This is a genomic window from Erwinia sp. SLM-02, from assembly GCF_037450285.1.
In the GTDB taxonomy this organism is placed as follows: Bacteria; Pseudomonadota; Gammaproteobacteria; order Enterobacterales; family Enterobacteriaceae; genus Erwinia.
In genome coordinates this window covers 226,158-252,211 of the sequence record NZ_JAQISN010000003.1, presented here as the reverse complement: position 1 = coordinate 252,211, position 26,054 = coordinate 226,158, and the positions used below count along the sequence as shown (strand labels likewise).

The 26,054-nt window shown below is 56.2% G+C and carries 27 protein-coding genes; 13 read left to right on the top strand and 14 right to left on the bottom strand.

From position 1 onward, the window contains the following. Window positions 1-23: 23 nt before the first annotated feature. The 7 genes from PGH32_RS18030 to PGH32_RS18000 all read right to left on the bottom strand — a co-directional run bounded on the left by PGH32_RS18030 (window position 24) and on the right by PGH32_RS18000 (window position 4,779). Entirely contained in the window at window positions 24-458 is a 435-nt protein-coding gene (locus PGH32_RS18030; RefSeq protein WP_337894754.1) for a phage tail protein, read from the bottom strand. Further along, the gene (locus PGH32_RS18025) at window positions 451-981 is read right to left on the bottom strand and encodes a lysozyme (protein ID WP_337894753.1); all 531 of its coding nucleotides are present in this window, start codon (window positions 979-981) and stop codon (window positions 451-453) included. The genes PGH32_RS18030 and PGH32_RS18025 overlap by 8 nt, the downstream gene beginning before the upstream one ends. A gap of 65 nt (window positions 982-1,046) precedes the next feature. After that, complete coding sequence (locus PGH32_RS18020) at window positions 1,047-1,250, bottom strand: tail protein X (protein WP_314426898.1); 204 nt, start codon at window positions 1,248-1,250, stop codon at window positions 1,047-1,049. A 298-nt stretch (window positions 1,251-1,548) separates the two neighbouring features. Beyond that, window positions 1,549-1,737 carry a hypothetical protein gene (locus PGH32_RS18015; protein ID WP_314426894.1) on the bottom strand — a complete coding sequence of 63 codons (189 nt, stop codon included), beginning with the start codon at window positions 1,735-1,737 and terminating at the stop codon, window positions 1,549-1,551. Window positions 1,738-1,937: 200 nt separating this feature from the next. Beyond that, entirely contained in the window at window positions 1,938-4,058 is a 2,121-nt protein-coding gene (locus PGH32_RS18010; protein WP_443112808.1) for a replication endonuclease, read from the bottom strand. Window positions 4,059-4,099: 41 nt separating this feature from the next. After that, entirely contained in the window at window positions 4,100-4,441 is a 342-nt protein-coding gene (locus PGH32_RS18005; protein WP_314426891.1) for a DUF5347 family protein, read from the bottom strand. A 98-nt stretch (window positions 4,442-4,539) separates the two neighbouring features. Continuing rightward, complete coding sequence (locus tag PGH32_RS18000; RefSeq protein WP_314426889.1) at window positions 4,540-4,779, bottom strand: helix-turn-helix transcriptional regulator; 240 nt, start codon at window positions 4,777-4,779, stop codon at window positions 4,540-4,542. Between the two features lie 100 nt (window positions 4,780-4,879). Here PGH32_RS18000 and PGH32_RS17995 point away from each other — a divergent pair, with 100 nt between their 5' ends. The 4 genes from PGH32_RS17995 to PGH32_RS17980 all read left to right on the top strand — a co-directional run bounded on the left by PGH32_RS17995 (window position 4,880) and on the right by PGH32_RS17980 (window position 7,721). Continuing rightward, window positions 4,880-5,494 (top strand): phage repressor protein CI, encoded by a 615-nt coding sequence (locus tag PGH32_RS17995; protein WP_314426887.1) that lies wholly within the window; start codon window positions 4,880-4,882, stop codon window positions 5,492-5,494. Window positions 5,495-5,503: 9 nt separating this feature from the next. Beyond that, window positions 5,504-6,517 carry a phage integrase gene (locus tag PGH32_RS17990; protein ID WP_337894751.1) on the top strand — a complete coding sequence of 338 codons (1,014 nt, stop codon included), beginning with the start codon at window positions 5,504-5,506 and terminating at the stop codon, window positions 6,515-6,517. Window positions 6,518-6,596: 79 nt separating this feature from the next. Further along, window positions 6,597-7,106, top strand: a complete 510-nt coding sequence (locus PGH32_RS17985; protein WP_337894750.1) for a hypothetical protein — start codon at window positions 6,597-6,599, stop codon at window positions 7,104-7,106. 27 nt (window positions 7,107-7,133) lie between these two features. Continuing rightward, window positions 7,134-7,721, top strand: a complete 588-nt coding sequence (locus tag PGH32_RS17980; protein ID WP_337894749.1) for a hypothetical protein — start codon at window positions 7,134-7,136, stop codon at window positions 7,719-7,721. Window positions 7,722-8,174: 453 nt separating this feature from the next. On the opposite strand, the gene PGH32_RS17975 is transcribed toward PGH32_RS17980, so the two are convergent. Beyond that, entirely contained in the window at window positions 8,175-9,185 is a 1,011-nt protein-coding gene (locus tag PGH32_RS17975; RefSeq protein WP_314426950.1) for a linear amide C-N hydrolase, read from the bottom strand. Between the two features lie 179 nt (window positions 9,186-9,364). Between PGH32_RS17975 and PGH32_RS17970 the strand changes: the two genes are divergently transcribed. Next, complete coding sequence (locus PGH32_RS17970; protein ID WP_337894748.1) at window positions 9,365-10,213, top strand: hypothetical protein; 849 nt, start codon at window positions 9,365-9,367, stop codon at window positions 10,211-10,213. A 126-nt stretch (window positions 10,214-10,339) separates the two neighbouring features. Here the strand turns inward: PGH32_RS17970 and PGH32_RS17965 are convergent, their stop codons facing one another. The 3 genes from PGH32_RS17965 to fhuD all read right to left on the bottom strand — a co-directional run bounded on the left by PGH32_RS17965 (window position 10,340) and on the right by fhuD (window position 15,504). After that, complete coding sequence (locus PGH32_RS17965) at window positions 10,340-12,526, bottom strand: TonB-dependent receptor (protein ID WP_337894747.1); 2,187 nt, start codon at window positions 12,524-12,526, stop codon at window positions 10,340-10,342. 147 nt (window positions 12,527-12,673) lie between these two features. Then, a complete protein-coding gene (gene fhuB / locus PGH32_RS17960; protein WP_337894746.1) occupies window positions 12,674-14,614 on the bottom strand; it encodes a Fe(3+)-hydroxamate ABC transporter permease FhuB in 1,941 nt (646 codons plus the stop codon). Next, complete coding sequence (fhuD, locus tag PGH32_RS17955) at window positions 14,611-15,504, bottom strand: Fe(3+)-hydroxamate ABC transporter substrate-binding protein FhuD (protein ID WP_337894745.1); 894 nt, start codon at window positions 15,502-15,504, stop codon at window positions 14,611-14,613. Before fhuD ends, fhuB begins: the two co-directional genes overlap by 4 nt. Window positions 15,505-15,906: 402 nt before the next feature. Between fhuD and PGH32_RS17950 the strand changes: the two genes are divergently transcribed. The 7 genes from PGH32_RS17950 (at window position 15,907) to PGH32_RS17920 (ending at window position 21,497) form a co-directional block, all read left to right on the top strand. Beyond that, the gene (locus PGH32_RS17950) at window positions 15,907-16,758 is read left to right on the top strand and encodes a transporter substrate-binding domain-containing protein (protein WP_443112802.1); all 852 of its coding nucleotides are present in this window, start codon (window positions 15,907-15,909) and stop codon (window positions 16,756-16,758) included. Between the two features lie 8 nt (window positions 16,759-16,766). Beyond that, the gene (locus PGH32_RS17945; RefSeq protein ID WP_314426867.1) at window positions 16,767-17,429 is read left to right on the top strand and encodes an amino acid ABC transporter permease; all 663 of its coding nucleotides are present in this window, start codon (window positions 16,767-16,769) and stop codon (window positions 17,427-17,429) included. After that, window positions 17,426-18,064 carry an amino acid ABC transporter permease gene (locus PGH32_RS17940; protein ID WP_314426864.1) on the top strand — a complete coding sequence of 213 codons (639 nt, stop codon included), beginning with the start codon at window positions 17,426-17,428 and terminating at the stop codon, window positions 18,062-18,064. The genes PGH32_RS17945 and PGH32_RS17940 overlap by 4 nt, the downstream gene beginning before the upstream one ends. Window position 18,065: 1 nt before the next feature. Continuing rightward, on the top strand, window positions 18,066-18,881 hold the full coding sequence (locus PGH32_RS17935) for an amino acid ABC transporter ATP-binding protein (RefSeq protein WP_314426862.1): 816 nt from the start codon (window positions 18,066-18,068) through the stop codon (window positions 18,879-18,881). Then, window positions 18,874-20,130 (top strand): M20 family metallo-hydrolase, encoded by a 1,257-nt coding sequence (locus PGH32_RS17930; RefSeq protein WP_337894744.1) that lies wholly within the window; start codon window positions 18,874-18,876, stop codon window positions 20,128-20,130. The genes PGH32_RS17935 and PGH32_RS17930 overlap by 8 nt, the downstream gene beginning before the upstream one ends. Then, window positions 20,127-20,825, top strand: a complete 699-nt coding sequence (locus PGH32_RS17925; RefSeq protein WP_172606598.1) for a DUF1989 domain-containing protein — start codon at window positions 20,127-20,129, stop codon at window positions 20,823-20,825. The genes PGH32_RS17930 and PGH32_RS17925 overlap by 4 nt, the downstream gene beginning before the upstream one ends. 81 nt (window positions 20,826-20,906) lie before the next feature. Next, window positions 20,907-21,497 carry a cupin domain-containing protein gene (locus tag PGH32_RS17920; protein ID WP_337894743.1) on the top strand — a complete coding sequence of 197 codons (591 nt, stop codon included), beginning with the start codon at window positions 20,907-20,909 and terminating at the stop codon, window positions 21,495-21,497. Window positions 21,498-22,259: 762 nt separating this feature from the next. On the opposite strand, the gene PGH32_RS17915 is transcribed toward PGH32_RS17920, so the two are convergent. Further along, window positions 22,260-22,574: a hypothetical protein gene (locus PGH32_RS17915; RefSeq protein WP_337894742.1), complete on the bottom strand. Its 315-nt coding sequence runs from the start codon at window positions 22,572-22,574 to the stop codon at window positions 22,260-22,262. 715 nt (window positions 22,575-23,289) lie between these two features. Here PGH32_RS17915 and PGH32_RS17910 point away from each other — a divergent pair. Then, on the top strand, window positions 23,290-24,171 hold the full coding sequence (locus PGH32_RS17910; RefSeq protein WP_337894741.1) for a WYL domain-containing protein: 882 nt from the start codon (window positions 23,290-23,292) through the stop codon (window positions 24,169-24,171). Window positions 24,172-24,250: 79 nt separating this feature from the next. Here PGH32_RS17910 and PGH32_RS17905 read toward each other — a convergent pair whose 3' ends face one another. Then, window positions 24,251-24,532, bottom strand: coding sequence for a hypothetical protein (locus tag PGH32_RS17905; protein WP_337894740.1), 282 nt, complete (start codon window positions 24,530-24,532; stop codon window positions 24,251-24,253). Window positions 24,533-24,760: 228 nt separating this feature from the next. Continuing rightward, window positions 24,761-25,630 (bottom strand): helix-turn-helix transcriptional regulator, encoded by an 870-nt coding sequence (locus PGH32_RS17900; RefSeq protein WP_337894739.1) that lies wholly within the window; start codon window positions 25,628-25,630, stop codon window positions 24,761-24,763. Window positions 25,631-26,054: the final 424 nt, after the last annotated feature.

The window sequence follows — 26,054 nt, the reverse complement described above, 5'->3', positions numbered from 1 at the left end:
GCAGCCGGGAACAATGCGCTGATTCATTTGCGTTTTACCGTCCACATCTCTTCAGGGCGGTCCGGTTCGGGCAGCAGGTTGACCACCTGGCTGCCGCCCGGGTTATCGAGCAGCACGCGCTCGGTCAGCCGCAGGCTGAGGCGGACATTGTTGTTGCTGCCGTCGGCGCAGGGGGTGATGGAAAAAGTGAACACCTTTTCACGTAGCGCAGGGTTGTTGATCGCGTCAGGCTGATTGTCATTGAGCCAGAGCATCACCGGAATCATTAGCCGGTGGGGCTCATCGTCGTAACCGTCGATGGTGACGTTGAGCGTGTAGCGATACTCCCATGATGCTGAATGACCACCGGTGGCCACCAGCGCGCCGTTGCGCACCGAGGGACGCATTTTCTCGGGATGCTCCCGCAGATAAGGCACACCGTGGACCAAAGCCTCGTAGAGTGATTGCGGTTTATTCACGTTTTTTCTCCTGTTCTGTTCCCTTTAAGCACCAGGCCATTTCCCGTAAGCGGCGGTTTTTCAGCCCCTCGTTGATAACGCCTTTGACATAAATCCAGCGGGGCAGCTGGCGACAGGCCTCCTCCCAGCGTTGCTGGTTGATTAACCTCACCAGCGTGGAGCGGCAGGCGCTGGTGGTACCCACGTTGAACGCAAATGACACCAGCGCGTCATAGACCTGCTGCGGCACCGCTGGCAGCACGCAGTTTTCCAGCCTCTGCTCAACGCGCTGCACATTGGTCATCAGCCCTTTCGCGGCCTGTCGTTCGGTAATGTCCTTACCGGGAATTACGCCGGAGGTGTTGCCAATACCGTCGGTCCAGACGCCGGCGCTGCACTGATAGGGCTGCAAACTGCATCCTTCATAATCAGCAAGCAGCCTCAGCCCCTCCGGAGAGGTACGGAGCGACTGGAATTCAGGAAGCGTGGCGGCCAGTGCCAGAATGGCGCCCACCAGGCAGCGCTTAACGACGGGATGCGTCATGCTTCATCCGCGCAACCCGGCAATGCCGTGCGAAATAGCGCCGCTCGCGCGTTCCAGGATCATCATTAATCCCACAGTTGAACGTGCTGCATCGAGGCAGGTGCAACGATATCCGGCAATTCCACCTGCAGCCCATGGGGCAGCCAGGGGCCGTATTCAGCCAGTCCGGGGTTGGCCAGCAGCACCTGCTCCACAACGCCCTGAGTGCGCTGGTAATAGCGCCAGCAAAGCGCATCTATCGTGTCGAGCTGGCAGGCAGACACTTTCATCCATTTATCTCCTTTTAGTCGTGCCGTGGCTCCAGCACATGCCTGCCCCAGCGGAGTTTTCCTGCGGGGCAACCGACGAAGCGGAGAGGGAATAAAGCTGAACATCGCTCCGCACCGTTAAAATGGCTGGAGCCTTATGTTTGCGGGGATAGGAAAAGTGAGCAACGTGCGGGTCTTGTAAGGCTTGTGATACTTAAGAAGAAAACCCGCCGGAAATAGCGGGTTTGGGAAAATCGTTTTTAACCTGGTGTCGGCGTAACCCGCTTAAAATTACAGGCAGCGGGAATGACTATTATCATTAACTGGAAACATCCATTGACCGACTGTATTCATGCCCACGAATTTTCGCCATAAGTTCGTCCGTCAATTCGGATACCCACTGAATTGCCAGCCACTTTTCCTCGTCATTACATTCGCTCGCGGCAACCAGTTTAATAAAGAAATCGATACGTTGAAGTTTTAATGATTCCAAAAGATAGTCCTGCATCTTCCCTCCTGTAACAGCTCCGATGTTCCAAACAATTGTATATATATCCACTGTTTATATATACAGTAAAGAACAATTTAAGTATTGTAAAATGTTTTTTATACCTTAGAGATATGACTCTGACGTGGATCACTAAATACGAGAATCACTAACGTAAAAAATCAATCGTATTTCGCCATCGCACTCCTGGCTTTCGCTGTTCACTTATGTTCATTTTTAAAGTCCTTTATTGTTTCCTCCTCCTTCCGTTGAACACGTATTCTGTGATGCGCATTTATCTTTTCACCGTGGGGACAGTTATTGCCACGAGTCCAAGGGGTAAAAAGATGTCCCCGGCCAGGGCTTATCTGCCCGCCGGAAGTTTTACGCACTCTTTTCCATTTGAAGCTGTGCGTGCAGATGCGCTCCTTCGTTAACGGTGACCAGATGCCATAGATCCGCCGGCTGCGATCGCCATATTTATTTTGCACATCGCTTAACTCATAGGCGGTGCGCACCAGATACTGCCGACGCGGCACCAGCACCCCTCCCTGCCTGCTGATATAGGTGGCGAAACAGCCCGCATCAGCGGCGGCAAGCACGGCATCCAGGCGCCTGTCAGCCAGTACCGGTGCACCTGCTTTTCGTCCGTTGTGCTGCCTGTTGACCTGCCCTGCCAGCAGGCGTAGCTCACGCCAGGCCTGCCGGCCCGGAATACCAAAAAACCGGAACTGCTGGATCCGATGTAAAGAAGCCCAGGACGTGACGTGTTCGGCGCTATCGCGCAGCGATGTGCCGGTTTCTTTGCTGATGTGTTTACCCAGCCCGCGTCCGTCAATATTTTTGCTGATGTATTTGGCGATATAGCCGGTGGGCGTCCCTTTGCGGGAGTCGATCGCGTTGGCTTTAAAGCGTGGCTCAGTAACCTTACCCAGCTCCTGACGATCCTCTTTGATCGCAAACCGGCGTAATAACGCGGTGATAGCGGAACAGTCCCCGGGCGGCATAAAGCACAGCAGGTGCCAGTGAACCGTCCCGTCGTGGTGCGGCTCCGCCACGCGAATGCCGTACCAGCGCAGCCCGGCCTTGTGCATCGCTTTACGGAAAGCCGCAAAAACGCCCACCAGATATTCGCTGCTTTGCCGTACGGTGGTACCGGCCCACATTGGATTAGGCTGGCCATGGCTCAGCGTGGCATGGAAACGCGAAGGACAGGTCAGCGTGTAGAAAATCGCACGGTCACCACGCATTTCAGCGATTAACTCGAGCCCTTTCAGACAGGCCATCATTTCATTACGTCGACGTACCGGATGACTGGTGCTGGCCCTGACCACGGCCTCCATCTCCAGCCTGTCGCCGTGCTCATTAATCAGCTCATGCGCCCGAAAGAACTCCAGCGATTTTCTACGCTGCTCGCGTTTATACAGCGCCATTTCACGGCTGATATAGGGCGATGTTTTCCTGCTAACCAGACACACCGCGCGCAGCTGTTCCTCACGCCATTCGCAGCGCCGCTGCCACAGGCGGCGATACCACCATGTCGTGCAAATCATCCGGGCCAGGGAGCCAGGGATCCGATCGTAAGATACCGGACGGCGGCGATGCCGTTTACGTTTGAGCTGTTCGAAAGCGGGTGGAATCACCTCAAGCCGCATCACCTCCGCCGCCAGCTGCTCCCAGACGCGGCGAATCGCCTCGGGCTGCACGTCATTATCGAGCGGCAGCAGGCTACAGGCCGATTCCAGCCGCCCTGCCATATGTGCAGCGACCAGTGCGGAGAGCCGTTTCACCTGGTTTTGATTCATATCGCTTAACACCAGCAGCCCTTCCAGCCCGGGATGTCCGGCCATCTGACGGATTGACGGGCCTGTTTGATCGTCACGCACCCGCGTCAGGCGATCCAGACAGGGGCGGACCGTCGCACATAAATAGCGCTGGCAGGGGCCGGGCCGTGACAGGTTTTTCAGAAAGGCAATACGCTGCAGAAGCGGCCGGGCAATCCACGCGGGCTGGGCATGAATATCATCCATTACGGTCTGTTCGGGATTAAAACGCTGCCGCTCCCGCGCCATCCGAGCCTGGCCGGTCAGTTTGTCCTGCGCAATTTCCCGCAGAACAGGATCCCGATCCGCATTAAAGAAGTAACGATCCCAGACCGCATTACGCAGTGATTCGCCCGGCTTCTGATGCCGTCGGTTATCCGCCGCGTAAAGCGCGATTACCTCGCGTAGCGCGGATTTCTGTACGGGATCGGGCGGATCGAGGTAAGGGTTAATCGCGCTTTTGGGCGTATTCCAGGCAAAGGCATAACCTGCCTGATTCTCGGACATATCGTTAAGCATGCTCATGCTCCACTCGGGGTTACGGCCTGGTATGGGCAGGACTAAACCGGCATCGCCAGCCGTTTAGGAAACAGGCTCACGGCAGCCCGAAAGTGGTTCATGGCGATAATCAGTGCGCGTTTCTCATCAACAGTGAGATCGCTGACGCTGGCGCCGTGTCGCTCCGCGGGAAGCCTGGCCATATAAAACAGAGCCGCCAGCACGCGCATATTGCGCTGGCGGTGTTCGCTGTGGGCATCGCGCATCTGGCTGATAAATCGTTCCAGCTCCGGCTCGATATCTCTGCCGAACACCTGCGCTCTGACTTCGGCAATATGGTTCAGCCCGTCCAGCCGCTTAGCAGGGCTGAGCGGAACCCTTGCCGCCGTCTGTTCAATTGCCATGACATTCCCCGTCTGTAATCAACACCCATCCCGATCCGGCCCGCCTTTCTCGGATTCAAACAGCGGAGGGTCAGTAATAACCGGCTGCACGGGCGAAACTACTGGCCCTGCAGAGTGGCTTCGCAGCCCTGGGCGGCTTCCAGGGTCAGGGCAAACATATTGACCTCGACCAGACTGTTGACGCCGATCTTCTTGCGGATTGGCAGGCGGTTCTCGCGGATCATCTGGCGGGCGTAGCTGGGCTTGTAGCCGGTACGCCGGCAAAATTCATCAAGGGTGATAAAAGGTTCAGAGACCACAAGATTGATGCTGGGGCGCATTGAAAAATGGCTTTTCATGATGCATGATTCCTCAGTTTGTGTTCAAAAAATCACTATTCGGATGTATAAAGCCCGAAAGCAGTCACCACACTCGCGATAATAGGATCACAATTTGGATATGTCAAACGACAAAAAGAACCCAAATGGAATTTCTGAATTTAATTTTCCTTCTCAAAGCGGGGGAAAAGAGGCCATCAATCGCATCCTGCAGGCCTATGGTTTTAGCACCCGACAGGCGCTGTGCGACCGCCTTGGCGTTTCGCAAAGTACCATGGCAAACCGCTGGATGCGTGACACGTTTCCCCACGACTGGCTGCTGGCCTGCCATCTGGATACCGGAGCCTCTCTGCTCTGGCTGGCCACCGGGGAGGGAGAGCCGCAAACATCTCAGAACAGCGACCGTGGATTAACATTGCAATACAAAGAAATCTCAAATGGGGTTTATGGACCGACGGAGAAGATGCGCTATGATTCGCGTCTGATGCCTGCAGATATCGCATCGCCGTTCCTGGTAAAGTTCGAAAAGACGATTTACCTGGTGGACACGTTCAACAGCGCGATCAACGATGGGGTCTGGCTGATTGAAATTGACGGCCTCGCCAGCATCAGACAGGTTTATCGCCTGCCGGGCGGCCGCCTGCGGGTAGAAAATGGCCCGGCCTCATTTGAATGCAATACCTCGGATATTCATGTCGCCGGCAAGGTCATCAGCAGCACGGAATTTATGGAGTAAAGTCCGATTATGGCGGTAAGGAAACTCGATAACGGCAGATGGCAGGCCCAGCTGTTCCCCAACGGGCGCGACGGCCGGCGCATCCGCCGTCAGTTTGCCACCAAAGGGGAAGCGCTGGCCTTCGAACGCTACACCAGCGAACAGTTGCAGGATAAGCCCTGGCTGGGGGAGAAGGTGGATAAGCGCCGCGTAACCGACCTGGTGGAAGCCTGGTATAACGCCCACGGCGTCACGCTGGCCGACGGCCTCAAGCGCAAAGGGGCGATGGAATTTGCCTGCATGGCCATGGGCAATCCGCTGGCCGCCGAGTTCAGCGCCAGGCTGTTTGCCAGCTATCGCGAACAGCGCCTCAGCGGCAAGATCACCCGCTCCGACAGGGTTAAAGCCGTCACGCCACGCACGGTCAATCTGGAACTGGCCTATTTTCGGGCGATGTATAACGAGCTGCGCAGGCTGGACAGCTGGCATGCGCCCAACCCGCTGGAAAACGTCCGCGAATTTAAGATTGATGAGGCGGAGCTGGCCTGGCTGACCCTGGATGAAATCAGGCTGCTGCTGACCGAGTGTGAGCAGAGCCGATCGTCGGATTTAACCACCGTCGTGAAAATCTGCCTCGCCACCGGCGCACGCTGGGGAGAGGCAGAATCGCTGACCGGCAAGCAGATCGCTCCCGGTAAGCTCACCTGGATAAAAACCAAAGGTAAGAAAAACCGCACCGTACCGATCGGGGATGAGCTTTACGAGGCGCTGCCCAAAACGCGCAGCGCAAAGCCGGTCTTTACCGCATGCTACTCCGCCTTTCGGGGCGCGATAAAACGGACGGGAATCGAACTGCCGGACGGCCAGCTTTCACATGTGTTACGCCATACCTTTGCCAGCCATTTTATGATGCGCGGCGGCAATATCCTCGTGCTGCAGCGCATCCTCGGCCACACCGACATTAAAGTCACCATGCGCTACGCGCACTTCGCGCCGGATCACCTGAATGAGGCGGTATTACTGAACCCTTTAAGCCTGATTTAATCATTCCGTTGTCAAAAACGGTCAGGCGTGATGCTATGATTCGGATAACGAGGGATCTGAAAAAACCGTAATGAGGACAATGAAACACTATTCCTATCTTTACCTGTTCACTCTCAGCATCGCGGCTCTGCTGGTGATATTCGGTTTTATCATCTGGCGCAGCGGGATTTATACCGAAACCTTTCTCAATGATGCCACCAGTAAAAATTTCATCCTGGTCACCCTGGGGTTATCGATCTGTCTCTCTTTATATGCGTTCCATCGCGGGGTAATCAAAACCGGTAAGCGTATTGATTACCTTAAATTTTTCATGGGAACGTTTATTGTTTTAATGGCGGTTGCCGTTATTCCATTAATGACGGTGGCCTACTATCTTCCCGGTAAAACCTCCGCCTACGCCGCCGGCTACACCTATTCTCCGCGCGGCCATAAATCCTGTGCGGGGGCCAATGTTGACGACCCCGATCTGGGCCGGAATATCAAAATATGCTATCCCGAAGGAAACTATCAGTTCGATAAAGTCATATTCGTTTCCAAAAAAACCAATGCGCTGGGTAGCGTCATTCTCTTTGCGATGACGACCCCCTGACCCACTTAGTTCAACCGTGAGCCTGATATGTCACCAATTCACGCCATCGACAGGTTAAACGACCTGCTGTGCCTGATGGAATTGAGGAAAACCGCCCGTCATCTCGCTACTGACAACTATGTTAGAGCTATTGTGGAATGGGCCGGGGAAGCCGTGATTGCGGGGAACGATTCCGAGCCGCTGCTGATCCTCGCCTCGTTAGGCCTGGATGCCACGCCGGATGAGGATGAAGTCAGCGACTACCTAGGCCGGTATATGGCGGAAGCGGGCCTGATTTATCCGGGGCCGAACCTCAGCGCGCTGGTGTGGTTGAGAATTCAGCTTGAGCATCTTATTCGCTGCGATACCGTGCCGGGTGCAGAATCTCATCTGCGTTTTTTTGCTGAGCTTTGGATAGAATCCAGATCTAAATTCGTTGGTAAAACCTGCGAGCATCTCAACTGGCTTTACTACTATCTGTTCGACGACGGCATTGGCTACCCTTCTAACGCATCAACAATGACCGATGCTGAAATTCTGGCGTATATCAGAACATCCGTACGCCCTTTCGCACAGGTGCTGTTCAAAAAACAGTGGCTAAGCTGGCTTGCCGGCGAGCCGCTGCCGAATCGTTAATGGCAGCAAAACGGCAGCAGAGCACAGAACTATGCAACAGTATTAAACAGCACTCAACAACTCAGGCCGTTAAAATTAAAGTAATTCATTGTTTTTAAATGGATTAGGTTGGGACTCATAATCGCCTGTTAAGAATAAAGAGCGACAGGCAATACAGAAGTCACAAAGCAGGCAGGCTGATGCCCCGAGCGGGCCATCCGCAGCGCTGAACGCAGAGAGAAAGCCAGGATTCATCCGCATGGACGCGGATGAAAGGTTCAGCCGGGCCACGGAAGGCCCGTCTGAACGGGTCCGACAGGCTGACGAACGGAGTGAGGGTACCGCGAAGCGGCGCGAGGACCGGCCCGTTCGGGGCATCAGCCAGCAAGCACAGGCACACTATTCCAGAAAACATTTCCCCCGCATCACCATGAATGCTTCCGCCAACAACAATAAAACCAGCTGTTAACTGAACTACATTTTCAAACCAAGGAAGGTAAACGGCTTCGCCTCTTTATAACTGTCGTTGGCCATTCCCGAATAGATGTTGGTCTGATTTGGCCCCAGATCGAGCTTCATCACCCTGCCGGTTTTTTCCGAGAAATCGATCTTTTTCAGATCGGTCCAGAACACGTTTGGCGTCAGCGCCGACTCAAAGAAGTAAAGCCCGCGCTTCTGATCGGAAACGGTCCGCCAGCGCGTGGAGGAGATATTCGGCTGGCCGGGCGTGGAGATACCATAAGGAACGGACACATTGCGGATCACGCTAAAGGTACTGGCGATGGCCTCAACCGCGTTTTCAGATTTAGGGATCGCGTTGACGTAGAAACTGGCGCGGGCAAAGCGGTCCGGCGCGCTGTTGGTGCCCGGCAGCATCACCGTGCCGCCAATCTGCTTCCAGTACTCTTCCATTGCCAGCTGCTTCTCAAAAATCGGTGAGTTGGTCATTACCTGATAGCTGCGGCTGTGGTGAATAACCTGTTTACCATCGATATATTCGATAATCGCACTGTCGCCGGTGGCGTCAGACAGCGAGAGATGCAGCGTGGCCAGCCTGTCCTCGCCCGGCACCTTATCGGTGACGATGCTGAACGACTCTTTGCTCAGAGCATCAACGGCTTCCTGAACGGTGGCGAAATTATCCAGCGCGTACTGCGCCCATGCAGCAATCGTTAAACCGGGTTTTTTCTTGTCATATTCCGGGTAAGAAGACTCCACCAGCCACAGCACATTCGCCACCAGCCCGGCTTCGTTCATGCCGTCGGTGGTGGAGATGTCGTAGCCCGAGGCGATCACGCTGCCGTACTTCGAGGTCCACTTGACGGAATTTGGCCCGGCTTCACCGGTGCGCTGCATACCGCGTGGAAATATCCAGAGATTGGTACCGACATCCACCTTCCAGTCCATCGAACGTGCGGTAATCACCTGGTCATTTGCGCCAAGATAAACCAGCCGCGTGCATGCTTCCACCGTCGGCATCAGCATGCCAATCGACAGGAGTGCCGCACTACACTTCGCAAAAAATGAGTTCTTTTTCAAAATCATCGTTCTGTTTCCCTGTGTTTTTTTCTGTGAGAAATTCCAAAAAGCGGTATGTTAATGTAACAGTAACCGGCATTATTTTACCCAATACCGTTAATAAATTTAATAATAGGGACGATGCTTTGAAACGATTTGCCGTCTTAGCCATGCTGCCTCTCTGCGGATTTCAGGCCGCCGGTGCCGCTCCCTCCGCCTCCCCCGCCACCGATCGCCCCCTTATCAGCGCAGCAGAAAAACCGGACCGGGCCTTTCAGGTCACGCCGTTTTTGTGGGCGGCCAGCATGAGCGGCAGCATCTCGCCGTTTCAGCGCGGCTCCACCGTGGACGTCGATAAGCCGTTTTCAAAAGTGATGGACGATCTGAACTTTGGGGGATTTCTCGATATCTGGGCGCGCTACGACCGCTTCGTGTTCTCCGGCAATCTGATGTATGTCGACACCACCGACAGCCACGCCAGCGGCCCGCTCTCCGCGTTCCAGATCCCGGGATTCGGCGTGACTATCCCCCCCGGGTCTAACGTTGACGGCAAAGTGGATTCCCGGCAGTTTATGGCCACCCTGCTGGGCGGCTATCGGGTAATGGACACGCCGGACTTTACGCTGGATCTGCTGGGCGGCCTGCGCCTGTGGCACGTGTCGAATGATATCACCGTGTCTGCCAGCCATTCGCTGATCGGCAGCCGTACCGCCTCGTACGGTGAGAGCTTCAGCTGGGTCGATCCGCTGGTCGGTGCACGCGTGTTCCTGCCGCTGACGGACGCGTTTTCGTTCCAGTCTGAAGCCGACGTCGGCGGGTTTGGTGCGGGGTCCGACGTCACCTGGTCGGTGCTCGCCAGCATCAATTACACCTTTACGGATAATATCTCGGCATCGGTAGGCTATAAGGCGCTGAAAGTGGACTACGACCATAACGGCCACGTCTATGACACCCTGCTGCGCGGCCCGGCCATTGGGGTGACGTGGCGTTTTTAACGCTGGCCTCCCTTCTCCCCCCATTTAAAAAAAATGCCCAACCTGTTCAGGCCGGGCATATATGCAGTCATGCAGTCATGCAGTCATGCAGTCATGCAGTCATGCAGCATTTTGCTGTCAGGGGCATCAGAAGTCGTAAGACATCGACACCTTCAGCTGTCGCGGCGTGCCCTGGTAAATGTAGGTGCCGCCGCTTTCCACGCCGGACCAGTAGCGCTTATTGGTGACGTTATCCACGCCCACGCGCCAGACCAGATCGTTGTCCTGCACCTTCATGCGGTAGCGCGCACCGAGATCCAGCGTGGTATACGCATCCAGCTTTTTGCTGTTTGCCGCATCCGCATACTGCGATCCGGAGTGGGTCAGCCGCGCGGTGGCGGTCAGGCCATCGATCGGCTTGATGTCGTACTCCGCGCCCAGCACGGTGTAAAACTCGGCTACGCCCACCGCGTTCTTACCGTCGTTGGTGCCGTTCTGGGTTTTGGTCATCTTCGGATCAAGCCAGGTCGCGCTGCCGTTCAGGCGCAGGCCAAATACCGGTTCGCCGAAGACGTTCAGCTCCACGCCGCGGTTGCGCTGCTCGCCGCTCAGCGAGAAGTATTTGGTTTCAGGGTTGGTCAGTCCTTTCGGCTTTTTGATTTCGAACAGCGCCAGCGAGCCGCCGACCCGACCGGAGTCAAACTTCACGCCCACTTCATTCTGCTTCGCCAGCGAGATCCCGGAGACGGTTCCCGTGTTGCTTGCCGTTGACGGTGCCGTCTCGCCCGGAGACAGCGACTCGATGTGGTTCGCATAGAGTGAGATCGGCTCCCAGGGCTTGAACACGATGCCATAGGCCGGCGTCCAGCGATTTTTGGTGAAACGCTCTTTGTCCTTCTCAATTGCCGTGCCGTAGCTGTAGTTACGCACCACCACTTTCTGATGTCGCGCCCCCAGGGTAAGCAGCAGTTTATCGTCAAACATTCCCAGCGTGTCCGACAGCAGGAAGCCCTGGCTGCGCACGCGGCTGGTTGGGCGCGGAGAGTCGAGATCGCCACCGAATGAGGTCATCTCCGGCGGGTTAACGGCGGATGGCTCATAGATGTTGGTCGCAACGGCGTCGGCCGCTTTCGCCATGCCGTAGGCGGTTTTCTCACGGCGGTTCATCGCCGAATAACCGAGGTTAACGCTGTGGTTCACCACGCCGGTGGCGAACTGGCCGCGAAGACCAAACTGGCCGCTGAAGGCATCGACAAATTTATTGGTATCCATACGGCTAATCACCGCATTGCCGTTCGCATCGCTGATTTTCGGCGTGCCGTAGGCACCGTATTCATGAGAGTGCTGCCCGCCGAGCGCGCCGTACAGCGTCCAGTCCGGGGCAACGTCATACTCCGCGCGCGCCATGCCGAACTCGCTTTCCAGATTGCTGTACACCCAGTCCTGGCTGTAGTTGCTGGTCGCTTTTGGCACTTCAGGAATAAAATCCACGCCGCTGACGTTCACGCCCAGCCGGCCGCCGTGGAAGGCCTGCTTCTGATAGCCCATATCGAGGGAGGTGCGCAGCCGATCGCCGCGATAATCCAGCCCGATGGAGGCCAGCGTGGTGCGGCGTTTTTCATTATCCACCGCGGTATCGCCTTCGCGATCCAGCAGGTTGACGCGCGCGCCCCACTGGTTGTTGTCGCCAAAGCGGCGACCGGCATCGATGCTGGCTCCCAGCTGGTTTTTTCCGGTGTAGTCAACGCCCACGCGGGTCAGAGGCACATCGTCCGCGTGTTTCGGTTCAAGGTTGATCATCCCGCCCACGCCGCTGGACGCACTGCCATTCATCAGCGCATTGGCGCCTTTGAACACCTCCACGCGCTCCACCATCTGGGTGGAGACCACCTGGCGCGGCATCACGCCGGGCAGGCCGCCAAAGGTCATGTCATCGCCGTTGAGATCGAAGCCGCGAATGCGGTAGGTCTCCGCGAAGTTACCGTAGCCCTGCACGTTCTGGATCGACGCATCGTTAGCCACAACATCTTTGATGGTTTTGGCCTGCTGATCCTGGATCAGTTTTGAGGTGTAGCTGACGATGTTAAACGGCACGTTCCGCGCGTCCTGTTCGCCCAGCATGCCCATCCGCCCACCGTTCGCCACCTGACCGTCCAGGTAGGCCGGAACCAGCCGATCGCCGCCGGGGGTGAACTCAGGGTCGGCGGTCGCGGTGACCGTCAGGGTCTGCTCGCTGCTGTTGGAGGACGCCATGGCCGGCAGCGTTGCAGCGCCGACGGCCAGCGCCAGCAGTTTAAGGCGAAATAGGCCAGAGGGGGATTGGGAAGCGAACATCTCTCATCCTGTCGGTATATGAAATGATAATACTTATTATTGAGCTTGCGATTATCCGACTCATTCCTGTCAGATCAAGCTAAAAATTCGCGGCGCGAAACAGGATCGCCCTCTCCGGTTACGGAGAGGGAAGGAAGCCGAAAGGGATTATCGCTGACGTAACAACCAGATAAAGCAGGGTGCGCCGATAAAGGTTGCCAGCAAACCCGCCGGAATTTGATAGGGAAAAATCACCACCCTGCCCAGCAGATCCGCCAGCAGCATCATTCCGCTGCCGATGGTGACCGCCGCGGCCAGCTGCGGTAACGGCCGGTGCCAGCCCATCAGGCGCGCCAGATGCGGTGCCATTAAGCCAACAAAGCTCAGCGGGCCAATCATCAGCGTGGCCGCGGCGATCAGTCCGGCCGACAGCAGCAGGATCAGCAATCGTGACCTGAGCATCGGCACGCCCACGCTGGATGCGGTGACGCCGCCCAGCGGCAGCACCGTCAGCCAGCGGCGCAGCAGCGGGATCAGCGCCAGCAGCAGCACGGCCAGCAGCGATACGCCCAGCGCCTGCTCGCCGGTCACCCGATAGGTCGACCCCGCCAGCCAGCTCAGCACCACGCCGCTGCGCGGATCGCCGCTGGCGAGGAACAGGGTCAGCAGCGTGCCGTAAACGGTACTCAGTGCAATCCCCACCAGCAGCAGCCGGGTAACGGAGAACCCCTCCCGGCGGGAAAGCATCACCATTAATCCCAGCGTCAGCATCGCCCCCGCCGTCCCCGCCGGCAGCAGCCAGGCATCCACATCGGCAGGAACGATAACCATCAGCAGCACAATGGCGCAGGCCGCGCCGGAGCTGACGCCCAGCACTTCCGGGCTGGCCATCGGGTTACCGGTCATCCGCTGTATCAGCATACCCGCCGCGGCCAGCATCCCGCCTGCCGCCGCCGCCGCCAGCACGCGCGGCCAGCGCCACTGCAGTAACGAGAGGTCGGAAATCAGCCACTGGCCGCCGTCGCCGCTGAACAGCGCAGCGGCTATCAGCAGCAGCAGCCCACTCGCCACCAGCAGCGGGAGCGCGCGCGAGGTTCCTCGTTCACGTGCAGTAGCCGGGGCAACGGACTGCGACACCTTGGTATGGCGCAGGCGCGGCAGCATCCACAGCATCAGCGGCGCACCGATCAGCGCGGTCACCGCGCCCGTCGGCAGCTCGCGCCAGTAGTGGGCCAGCAGCATCACCGCCTGGTCGCTGATTAACAGCAGGCCCGCCCCCAGCGCTGCGGAGCAGCACAGCCGGGGGCCAAGCCGCCGCACGCCCAGCAATCGAGTCAGCACCGGCGCAAACAGGCCGATAAAGCCAATCACCCCCACGCTGGCGACGGTTAGTGCGCTGAGCGCCACGGCCAGCAGCAGGCCGCCGATGCGCACCAGCGCCAGCCGCATCCCGAGATTGCGCACCACGCTGTCGTCCAGGCCCAGCAGCGTCAGCGGGCGGATCATCAGCCCAATCAGCACAACCGCCGCCAGCATGCGCGGCCAGAGGAACTGCACCGCGCTCCAGTCATACTGGTTCAGCATGCCGCTGCTCCAGATAAACAGGTTCTGCAGCCGTTCGTGATTGAACAGCGCCAGCAGGCTTTTGACCGCCCCGCTGTAAAGGCCGAACACCAGCCCGGCGAGGATCAGCGTGACCGGCGAGAGCTGCCGCCCCCAGGCGATGGCCAGCACCACTGCGCCGGCGGTTAAGCCTCCGGCCAGCGCCGCCAGCTGCTGGCCCGTCTCTCCCCAGCCGGGGGCAAACAGGATCGCCAGCGTCAGGCCAAGCTGGGCTCCGGCGGCCACGCCGAGCGTGGACGGTTCGGCCAGCGGGTTACGCAGGATCTGCTGAAACAGGATCCCGGCCACGCCCAGCCCGGCACCCACCAGCAGCGCCAGCGCCGTGCGGGGCAGCAGGCTGAAGTGAAACAGCATCTGGCTGACGTCGCTTTCATCGGGCAGGACAGTCGCCTGAAGCCACAGCCGGAAGTCCAGCTGATGCATAAAGTTGCCCGCCATCAGCGCCAGCGCTAACGTGGGTAAAACCAGCCATAACGATCGGCTCATGCCCTGGCCTCCAGCGTCTGCTCCAGCAGCTGACAGAAACGCAGCGCCGAATAGTTGGCGCCGAAGAACCACACCGCCGGCAGCAGATGCAGTTTCTCTTCCCGCACAAAAGGAATGCTGCGCCACAGCCGGGCGTGGGCGAGCTCCCGCATCGGGTCGTCGTCGCCGTGCAGGAAGCAGAGTGCCCGCACGCCCTGCATCTTCGCCAGGCGTTCAATCCCGACGATGGTGCTGCCCCACTGGTTGGTTTCGCCCTGCCAGGCGCTGTTCAGCCCCAGCCGGTTAAGAATATCGCCGAACAGGCTGCCTTTGCCGAACACCATCACCCGCCGGCTGTCGAGGAAGCTGAACATCAGCAGCTTTTCCTGTCGATAGCCCCGCAGCCGTTCTGCGCTGATATCCAGTCGCCGATCCATCGCGGTCAGATAGCGATCGGCCTCGCCTTCTCTGCCGAGCAGGCTGCCCAGGGTACGAATATCGGCGACGGTGCTGGCCAGCGGCCCGCGTTCTGCGGTGCTGAACTGGCTGGTCCACTGCGGGGAAAGCGTGCTGATGCGTCTGGCGTTCGGGCCAAAGCCGCGCGATAACAGCATCAACGACGGCTTAAGGCGCTGAAGCAGCTCCAGATTGGGCTCGTTGCGCAGCCCGACGTCAATGACATCAGGAGCCAGAACCGGCTCCACCACCCAGCGACGGTAGTTAGGCAGGTCGGCAACCGCCAGCGGCATGATCCCCAGCGCCAGCAGCAGCTCCACCGGCCGCCACTCCAGCGCGATAACGCGGTGGGGATCGGCAGGCGCCGCGCGGAGTGCCGGCGAGGCGAAGAGCGGCGAACACGCCAGCAGCATCAGCAGGCGACGACGGGCGTGCTGTTCAGAGGTTAAGGTCATAACGTTCAGGCATCAGTTTACGAATGAGTCGCATTATGCCTGAGCCGTCGTTCAGCGCCAAAACAGTACGTCCGGCGGCGGGCGATCCTGACCCGGAAGGAGTCGTGCTGAACGCCAGGTGGGTATTTCCGATTACCCGCCAGTGCACATCAACAGCACATAAAAATGCCCGCCCTGCACTTTTAATGTGCAGCGGTGCCTCCGGCTGTACTACCGACGCTTGCGGAATTTTATTTTTCGCCTCAGCGCCAGGATGAAAAATTCCCTTTTAAAAATAGCGCCTTATTACTTTATTCATCGCCATTGCCACACCCATTCCCCTGAATGGCACGCTTCATGCTTATGTCATTACATTCAAGTTACTTGAATACACTTCACACCACTTTCACCGGGGCGGTCATCATGAAACTTAAAACAACACGTTCTCTCTGCTGGGCCATGCTGTGTTCGGGACTCTTTTCTGCGGCGGCGCACAGCGCCGATCTGCTGGATCGCATTAAAGCCGACAAGGCGATCACCATCGCCACGGAGGCGCGCTACGCCCCGTTTGAGTCGGTTGAGAATGGCAAGATCGTCGGCTACGACGTGGACCTGATGAACCACATTCTGCAGAAAAGCCTGCCGGGCGTGGCGGTTAAACAGCTGGATCTGCCTTTCCAGGGCATCCTCCCCGGCCTTGATGCCAAAAAATTCGACTTCGTGATCACCGCCGTTACCGTCAACAAACAGCGGATGGATCACTTCGCTTTCACCGTGCCGATTGCTGAATCCACCGTTGCGCTGCTCAAGCGGGACAGCGACGGATCGATCGCCTCGCTGGACGATCTCAGCGGCAAAATCGTTGGATCGCAGGCCGGATCGGGCCAGCTACAGGTGCTGCAGGAGTTCAATGAAAAGCTGAAGGCCAGCGGCAAGCCGGGGATCAAAGAGATCAAACAGTACGTGTCGTTTGATGAAGCCTATGCCGACCTGGCGAACAAGCGCCTGGACGGCGTTGCCCAGTCGCTGGCGAACCTCGGCCCGCTAATCAAAGCCCGCCCGGGGATCTTTACCACCCTGAAACCGATGCTGGGCCCGACCACCTACTTCGGCTGGGTTGGCCGCAAGGATTCTGACAGCGCCAGCATGGTGAAACTGTTCAGCGACGGCATCAGTGAAGCCAACCGCGACGGCACCATGAAGGCACTGCAGCAGAAGTGGTTTGGCTTCGTGATGGACATTCCGGCGGACAAAATGCCGGCACCGGCGCTGTAAGAGGAGTGATGATGGGCGAATTTCTTCCGCTGCTGACCTCGTGGCTGCCGATGCTGTTTAACGGCGCGGTGACCACGGCCTCGCTGTGCATCGTGGCGATCGTGGCCGGTTTTGCCGTCGGCATAGTGATTTATCTGATGGAAAACGGCCGTTCACCGGTCGGCAGAGCCTTCGCCCGTCTCTATATCAGTCTGTTTCGCGGCACGCCGGTGCTGGCGCAGGTTTTACTCTGCTTCTACCTGCCCGGCGAGCTGGGGCTGTCGCTGCCGGGCTATATGGCGGCGGTGCTGGCCCTGACGTTCAATACCGCCGCCTACCAGTCGCAGATTTTGCGCAGCGGCTTTGAGGCTATCCCGCCGGGGCAGCTGGAAGCCGCGGCGATCTGCGGGCTCAGCCCGCGCCAGACGCTGTGGCATATCCAGATCCCGCAGGTGCTGCGACTGACCCTGCCGTCGCTGATTTCAGAGCTGATCGACGTGATTAAGGCGTCGGCGGTGGTGTCGGTGATTGCGATTACCGACCTGATGCGGGTGGGGCAGCAGCTGGCGTCCGCTACCTACCGCCCGTTAGAAGTGTATATCGCAATCGCCCTCTCCTATCTGGTGCTGACCAGCCTGCTGGCGCTGCTGGGGAGCTATGTTGAACGGCGCTGGAACCGGGAGAACCGATGAACGATTTTATCCTTTACCTGCCGGACTTCGCCCGCGCGCTGGGCGTGACGCTGGCGATAAGCCTGAGTGCCGCACTGCTCGGGGCCGGCGGCGGCTTTATCCTGCAGGCGGTGGGCAACCTCAGCCGCTGGCTGTTCTGGCCGTGGCGCGCGTACGTCTGGCTGATCCGCGGTACGCCGTATCTGGCGCAGCTGGCGGTGTTCTATTTTGGCCTGCCCGCCGTGGGCATCACGCTGAGCGCCGTCGAGGCGACGGTGATTTCACTGGCGATCTACAGCTCGGCCTACTTTGGCGAGATCTTCCGCACCGCCTGGCACAGCATTGGCCGCGGCCAGCTGGAGGCGGCGCAGGTCCACGACATTTCCGCCTGGCAGAGCTTCTGGCATATCCAGGCCCCGCAGGCGCTGCGGTTCAGCCTGCCGCTGCTGGGCAACCAGTTCATTCTGACCATTAAAGAGAGCGCGGTGGCCTCGATTATTACCGTACCGGAGCTGACCATGACCACCGGGCAGATCGTTGCCAGCACCTATACCTACATCGTGCCTTACACCCTGCTGATCCTCAGCTACTGGCTGCTGGCGCAGGGTGTCAGCGTGGGCGTGCGGCTGCTCGGCCGTCAGGCAACAGAGGGATAAGATGATGAGTAACGGACCGATTTTAGAATTACGCCACGTCGGCAAATCGTTCGGCAGCAACCGGGTACTGGCGGACATCAATCTGGCGGTGAACGCCGGCGAGATCGTCACGCTGATTGGCCCTTCCGGCTCGGGCAAGACCACCGCGCTGCGCTGCATGAACTTTCTGGAAGCCTACGACGAAGGCGAAATCCTGATTAAAGGCCAGCTGCTGGGCTACAGCGGCACAGGCCGGGAGCTGAAACATCGCGACGGAGCCGGGCTGATTGCCGAAGTGCGACGCCCGCTGGCGATGGTGTTCCAGCAGTTCAATCTGTGGCCGCACCTGACGGTGCTGGAGAACGTCTGCGCGCCGCTGATGCTGGGCAAGAAGCTGTCGCGCGATGACGCCCGCAAAAAAGCGACGGCGGCGCTGGCCCAGGTCGGCATGCTGGAGAAAGCGCAGGCGCGTCCGGCACGCCTTTCCGGCGGCCAGCAGCAGCGGGTGGGTATTGCCCGCGCGCTGGCGCTGGAGCCGGAGCTGCTGCTGCTCGATGAACCGACCTCGGCGCTGGATCCGGAGCGCGTGGAGGAGGTGCTGGATGTGATTAAGGCGCTGGCGAACAACGGCATGACGATGGTGATGGTGACGCATGAGATGTCGTTCGCCGCCAAAATTTCCTCCCGCGTGGTGTTTATGGCCGACGGCTCGGTGATTGAGAGCGGCGCACCCGCCACGCTGTTCCGCCAGCCGCAGACCGAACGCCTGAAATCGTTCCTCGCGCCGTGGTTTAAGCGCCCGCTGCAGCTGGATGATGCGGAGGCCACCCATGCCTGATGCCATCGCACTGCGCGCCGCCGAGGCCATCAGCCAGCAGCGGCTGATAGGCCGGCTGGCGCAGCTGGCCCGCTTCGGTGCGCTGGAGAACGGCGGCGTTGACCGTCAGGCGCTGTCGGACGCTGAGCTGGATGCCCGAGCCTGGCTGATTGACTGGGCCTGCACTCTCGGCTGCGAGGTATTTACCGATGCCTGCGCCAACCTGTTTATCCGCCGCGCGGGCCGCGAAGACCTGCCGCCGGTGGTTACCGGCAGCCATATTGATACCCAGCCCGGCGGCGGCAACCTCGACGGCTGCTACGGCGTAATAGCCGGGATGGAGTGCCTGAGCGCGCTGGCGGCAGCCGGGATTGAAACGCTGCGGCCGATTGAGGTCGCGGTGTGGATGAATGAAGAAGGCAGCCGCTTTGCGCCCGGCGCGATGGGATCCAGCGCCTTCGTTCAGCCGGAACGACTGGCGGATTACCTCAGCCATCAGGATGCGCAGGGCACCACGCTGGCCGACGCGCTGACCCGCTGCCATCAGCGTTTCCCCGCCCTGCCGCGCCGCAGCGCCGTACCAATGGCGGCGTTTATCGAACTGCATATTGAGCAGGGACCGGTGCTGGAGCAGGCCGGGCTGCCGCTTGCCGTGGTGAAGGGCATTCAGGGCGTGCGCTGGTATCAGGTGACCTGCCACGGCCAGGCGGCCCACGCCGGCACCACGCCGATGGCCGATCGCCAGGATGCCATGACCCTCGCCCGTCGTATCGTCAGCCAGCTGGAGCGGCGGGCAGAAGCGCTGCCGAAAGACCAGCTGCGGCTGACGTTCGCCCGCTGGGAGGTGGAGCCTAACGCGATCAATACCATCGCCGGACGGGTGACCTTCACCCTCGATTTCCGCCATGCCGACCCAGAGGTGCTGGCCGAGTTTGACGGCTGGATGCAGCAGATTGCCGCCGATAACGTGCAGGTGGCCTGCGTGTTCAACAATCCCCCGGTGGCGTTTCATCCACAGCTGCTGGCGCAGCAGCTCGCCTGCAGCGACGCACTGAATATTAAAACGGCCACGCTGACCTCCGGGGCATTTCACGATGCGATGCACCTGGCCAGCCACTGCCCGACCAGCATGTTTTTCGTTCCCAGCCATAAAGGCATCAGCCACAACCCGGCTGAATACACCGATCCTCAGTATCTGTACCTTGGCGCAAAAGCACTCGCCTGCTGCCTGACAGAACTGGCCAATCAACCGACAGGAGTTACCCCATGAGCACCCATACCTATCCTTCCTGCTGCGACAAAGATAACGGCAGCGCGCTGGGCACCAACGCCACCATCGGCGAGCCGATTTCCGCCGACGGCACGCCGGTTATCGGTGAGCTGTACACCGTTCCGGCCCGCTGCGGCCGCGCGGTGCGCCTGAGCAAGGGGCAGGTTATCCGCATCATCAACACCCCGGGCAGCCAGGTGTGCGATACCTGGCTGTTTAATAGCGCGGATTTAAGCGAGTTCTCCTCAATGGAGCACACCCGCGCCTTTATCAATAAAATCATCCCGCAGCCGGGCGACGTGCTGGTGACTAACCAGCGCCGCGCCATCGGCACCCTGCTGACCGATACCTCACCGGGCGTGCACGACACGATGATCGCCGCCTGCGATCTGTATCGTTACAGCAATATGGGCATCACCGAGTATCATGACAGCTGCGCGGATAACATGCGTCTGGCGCTGAACGCTATCGGACTGCGCGCGCGTGAAGTGCCGCAGCCGCTGAACCTGTGGATGAACACCCCGGTTAACCCGGATTACACCATCTCCTGGCTGCCAACGGTCAGCAAATCCGGCGATTACGTGGAGATCCGCGCCGAGCTGGACTGCATCGTGGTGATGTCGGCCTGCCCGCAGGATATCGTGCCAATCAACGGCCTGAACCCGCAGGAAGTTCATTTCAGCGTGACCGAATAACCGGCCTGTTTGGCCAGTGCAACAGTGCCCGGCCGCAGAATGCCGGGCGTTTACGGATTGAAGGGTTGCAGACAGAAACATATGAAAAAAAACGGCGATAGCGTTGGCTTTGTTTTACCTGATTTGGGCATGCGCCTGCGCCATGCGCGCCTGGCGCAGGAGATTACGCTGAAGCAGCTGGCGCTGAAGGTCGGCTGTTCGGAGAGTTTGCTCTCCAAGCTGGAAAATGACGTGGCCTCGCCTTCGCTGGCGATGCTGCACCGGCTGGCCAGCGCGCTGGAAACCAATATTTCTGACCTGATGGCTGAAAGCTGGGTGGCGGATTCCCCGGTGCTGAAGCCCGCTCAGCGACAGCGCAAACGCTTTGTTGCCCGCAACAAAAAGGGCGGCATTGAGCTGGAGAACCTGACCCATCACCACAAAGGTAGCCTGCTGCAGGGCAATATTCATATTATCGAACCGGGCGTGGCCAGCGACGGGCAGATTGAACACCACGGCGAAGAGATGGGCTACGTGCTGGAAGGCGAAATCGAACTGGCTTTAGGCGAGCAGGCCTACACCCTGACCGCCGGAGATTCGTTCTATTTCCCCAGCAACGTGCCGCACGGCTATCGCAACAGCGGGAAGTCGGTGGCGAAAGTGCTGTGGGTGAATACGCCGGTGACGTTCTGATTGATTTCCTGGCCGGAGCATCGACTAATCTGACGTGCTTAACGGGAACCGCCTGACTCAGCGAACCGCCGCTGTGCTTCGCGCTGAAGTCCGCCAAGTCGTCGATATCGATTCAGCCTTCCGTAATGGTCGCCAGTTTGCTTAAATAGATCATAATTAGGCGCTTTGCAGTGATCTAAACGGTTAAACACCGAACTTATTTAGCCATTATGCTTAGTATTTTTTAGAGTATATCGATTGGCGGAGAATGTCATTTTTGCCAGACTTTGCACTGAAAAATAAAGCACTGCCCATAGTCTGGGAAGCACGAATGAAATCCGCTAAGTTTATTACTCCGACCAAGACAGTCGACATACAAGTATAAATTTCATATAGTTACGATGAATACATCAGATAAAGCGAAACCTAAGTCGCAGAAGAAATTACCTGAACAATAGTCCAATTTAACGACTTTTAAGCAGAGTTAAAAAAGAACAGGGCCAGAATATAGTTACGAAAAACTTAGCAAATCTGTCACAGCAATAAAAAATTACATCACGGAACCTTAGAGCCAACTGAGGCCTCATCACTATAACAGTGGTTAGACGCCGTATAAATAAGAACGATTTTTTTGGGAAAACTCTGGAGACATGGCCAATTTTTATCTCACACTAAAAAACGAAAAATAACCACCTCACAAGGAGGTGGTTTTAGGCTAAAAATTAAACATGGGAAACAACGTTGGGTATAAATATAAATTCTTTAGGTATGTCTGTTTTATTGTTAAGAAACTTCAATATCTATTATGTCAACGCAGGTTTGTGCTTGGCTATGATTTTCTGCAGAATGCCAAGTTCCCGGCCGTAACGTTACATCGGTTAGACCATCTACAGGAATGCATCGCCAATTAGAGGTAGCTCCTGGTAAGACGGCCCCCCTACTGCTTTCACCAGCAAACTGATAGAAAAGGGCTTGCTGCCGTCCATTTTTTGAGCCAAGTGCATGTGGGCACATCTCGCGATAATAACCTTGATAATAAGCTGTTATTTGTAGCTTCTCTCTTATCGCGCGCGCTATGATTTCGTAGTTGCTAGACATACTCATCCATCTCCAAAAAATTGGAAAACATGATATTAGACCGACCTGTTGTGGGCAGGTCGGTCACGTCCTACTTCCTGCTCTTGCCTGCATCCGAGCGTTTTTTTCGTACAGTACCGTCATTATTACGATCTCGCGGCTGTGTTCCACCGCCAGGTTTAGGTACTGTAACGTTGGGGTTTAAAGGTCTTCTATCGGCCATACATCCTCCTAAGTGATTACAAATCCCCTTAATATTCTCTTAAAAGGGGGTTAATTTTTATCCTTCTTCACCGGTATCTTGAACATTCCACCATTAGGACGGGTAATGCGTTTACCTTTTACTGTTATGTATGGCCTAAAAATATACTCAGTTGTATCAGTTGGAGTCATAGTTCTACCTATAAATTTCTACCAAATTCGTTGAATTTCGCTGAAAATCAGGTAATCTTCTAGTTCAACAAATTTGGTGAGCTGTTACGCTTTAGGTCGAAGTAAAGCGTCAAGTTTGTTCTCGTCTATGGAAGGCTCGTTCGTGCGAGCCTTTTTTAATTTTTTTGCGTTTTTTTCATACAAACCCTCCTATGTTTCAGACGTATGCCCGTGTTTTCCACCAACTTTAGCGATAAATTAGACTGATTCCTTACGTATCATCACAACGGTCTGATCATTTTAGTCTGATCATTGTGATTAGATCAATAGCTGTGCGATTTTTTTTGTGGTGGAGATCAAGATTATGAGTAATAAAGATGAGTTAACACATGCAGCTCAAGAGCGTTTGGAGTTCATTGAAAGGCAGCTTATCTTTAAGGGATGGGTGTCTCGGATGGATCTAACTGAACAGTTCGGTATAGGTGAAGCTGCTGCAACAAGAGATTTTAAAGCATATAAGGAATTGTCAGTAGACAATATGGTTCTTAATCATACGGTTAAAAGGTATGAAATAAACCAAGCTGACTTCAAACCTGTTTTTGAAAAAAGTGCATCGATATACATATCTGAACTGAAGGACTCTTATTTCAAAAATGGCAGTGAAAAAAAACTGATAGAGCCTATGGAGAGGATTTCCTATTTAAAAATGAATATATTTTCAGAGTTATCCAAATTCATCAGCAACGAAAGACCCGTCAGTATAAGATATAGATCTCTTGAAAATGACGTATCAGAAAGAGTCGTAATACCACACTCTTTTTTTGATACAGACATTCGTATGTATATGAGATGTTTCGATCGAAAGCGTGCTAAATTCTCTGACTTTATGGTTAATAGGGTTATTTTTGCATCTGGAGATTTAGTTATTGATAAAACTGTTCATGAAGAAGAAAAGCCTGTCCATGACAAGGAATGGAATAATTTTATTGAATTAATTCTTGTTCCACATAAAAATAACTTCACAGGGAATGGAAAGGCCTGCGTAGAAATGGATTTAGATATGGATGAAGGTAAGAAAATTGTTTCAGTCAGAAGATCCCTTGCACCTTATTGGCTAAACAGATGGGATGTGGACTGTTCAAAAGATGGGGTTTTAGATAGTAAGAAATTTCAGCTTAGTTTGTATAACTTTGATGTTCTTAATGACATTAGTAATAATTTTATAGCACCAGGATACGGAAAATAAGAGATAAGCGCAAATCAAGCGCATGACCAAGGATTAACTTCAGTCGTAAACTTTGGCTTCGAAACGAAAAACCACCTTCTTAGGTGGTTTTTCTATAAATCAGTAAGTTAGATAACCTCTGCTCCTTGAATAAGGTGTGCTGGGCTACGCCAAGGCGAAGCCGGGCATCGGGCTGCGGGGTGTTTTCCTCGCGCAGCACGCGCTCACGTTCCTGCTGGCGCAGCTGTTCCTGCGCATCTATCAAGGCGGCTTCCCGCGCGGGGCTGTTGGATGTAGCCAATACCGGCGTAACTGCGATGGACAGGCCAAGCCCTCCCCACCGAATAAGACGTAATAAACCCTGAGCGCAGTCCTGGCGCATTCCCTGCTCCTTGCGTTGTCATCCATGCTGGCACCTCGCCTTTCGCTTTCCAAACCAGAAAGCAGGCTGCGATCGCATTAAGGTGCCTGTTCAAAATACTGCAAACCGTAAAATAATATGTCAGGCGACAATACTATTGGAGCCACTGGAGAAAATGCAAATTAAATCGATAAAATATTCAATCTGTACAGGAATGATTTATTTTACCGTCCAGTTGAATATTTAAAATCAGGATTTTATCTGCCCCGTCAGCCAGAACTTTTTATAGCGCGCAGGCGGGATCCCCACAAGATTATGAAAAATACGGTGGAAGTTATTCACGTTGTCATAGCCCACGGCATTAGCAACTTCCGTCACGCCTAAATCGGTACTGAGCAGCAGCGTCTGCGCTTCCCCTATTCTGCGCCGGGTTTGATACTGCTTGGGGGAATAGCCGGAATAGGCTTTGAAAACGTGCGCCAGATAAAACTGGTTCATATTCAGCGCGGCGGTAATTGATTTCAGCGCAATATCACTTTTATAACGGCTGTCAATGTAGTCTTTAATTCTCTGCCCCAGCAGGGATTCCGAGGTTTCTTTTTCCTGTTTATTGGCAACCCAGATACTGCGGCACAGCAATAGCAGCGCACAGAGCAGCGCCTGGCTGATTTCCTCTCCCCAGGCGCTTCTGCTGCGCACGTGCTGCCACATCTGGGCGAACATGCCGCAAATCTCGGCGTAAGCCTCACCGCTGGGCATCACGGCAACCTCAGAACGGGCGGTCAGGAAATTGAGCGGCAGCCCGTCAAACTTAAGCTGCTCCACGCCGCAGCTGAAAATCAGCAGATCGTCGGAGGCATGAGGGTTTTCATCATGCAGAATGCCGTGGTTAAACAGCAAAATATCGCCGCGCTTCACGTGATAGCCCCGGCCATCAATGTTATAGATGCCGCTACCCTCGGCGATAAACATCAGCTCGAAGCGGTCATCATGCTGGTGCATCACGCGGGGGATAGCGGCCTCCATGCCTTCAGCCTTGCAGACAAAGGCCAGTTTTGGCCGTGTGCCCTGCTCAAAGAAGCGGGAAGAGGACTGTGGGTTGAGGCAGTAGATCTGCATGATGTCTCCAGTGAATGTGCCGCTATTCTTGCATCATCGATGGCGGCAGTAGTCATCATTTTTGCTTTTTATGATTATTTAACCCGTTGAGTTTAAAAGCTTTGAGAATAATCGCCAGCGACAATAATCTATAAATTTGCGATTGCTACTTTTACGGAAAACGAAACATGATCGCCATCACGTTTTAATCCGCTCATCAGCCACGCCCGCGCTGAGTGATTTTAATACAAATACGCCTGCGGGAAAAAAAAGCAGTGCAGGAGATCCGAACAAAATTACCAGAATTTATCCACTAAAATGCCCGAATATTTAAAAGTCATCAAAACGGCATATACCTCAATGCGTATTTTAGCTCTTCTTTTTTTACTGCTATAAAGCCGGGCGATCCGCTCAGCCCCCGTCCCTGCCACAGCCGGCTGATGCG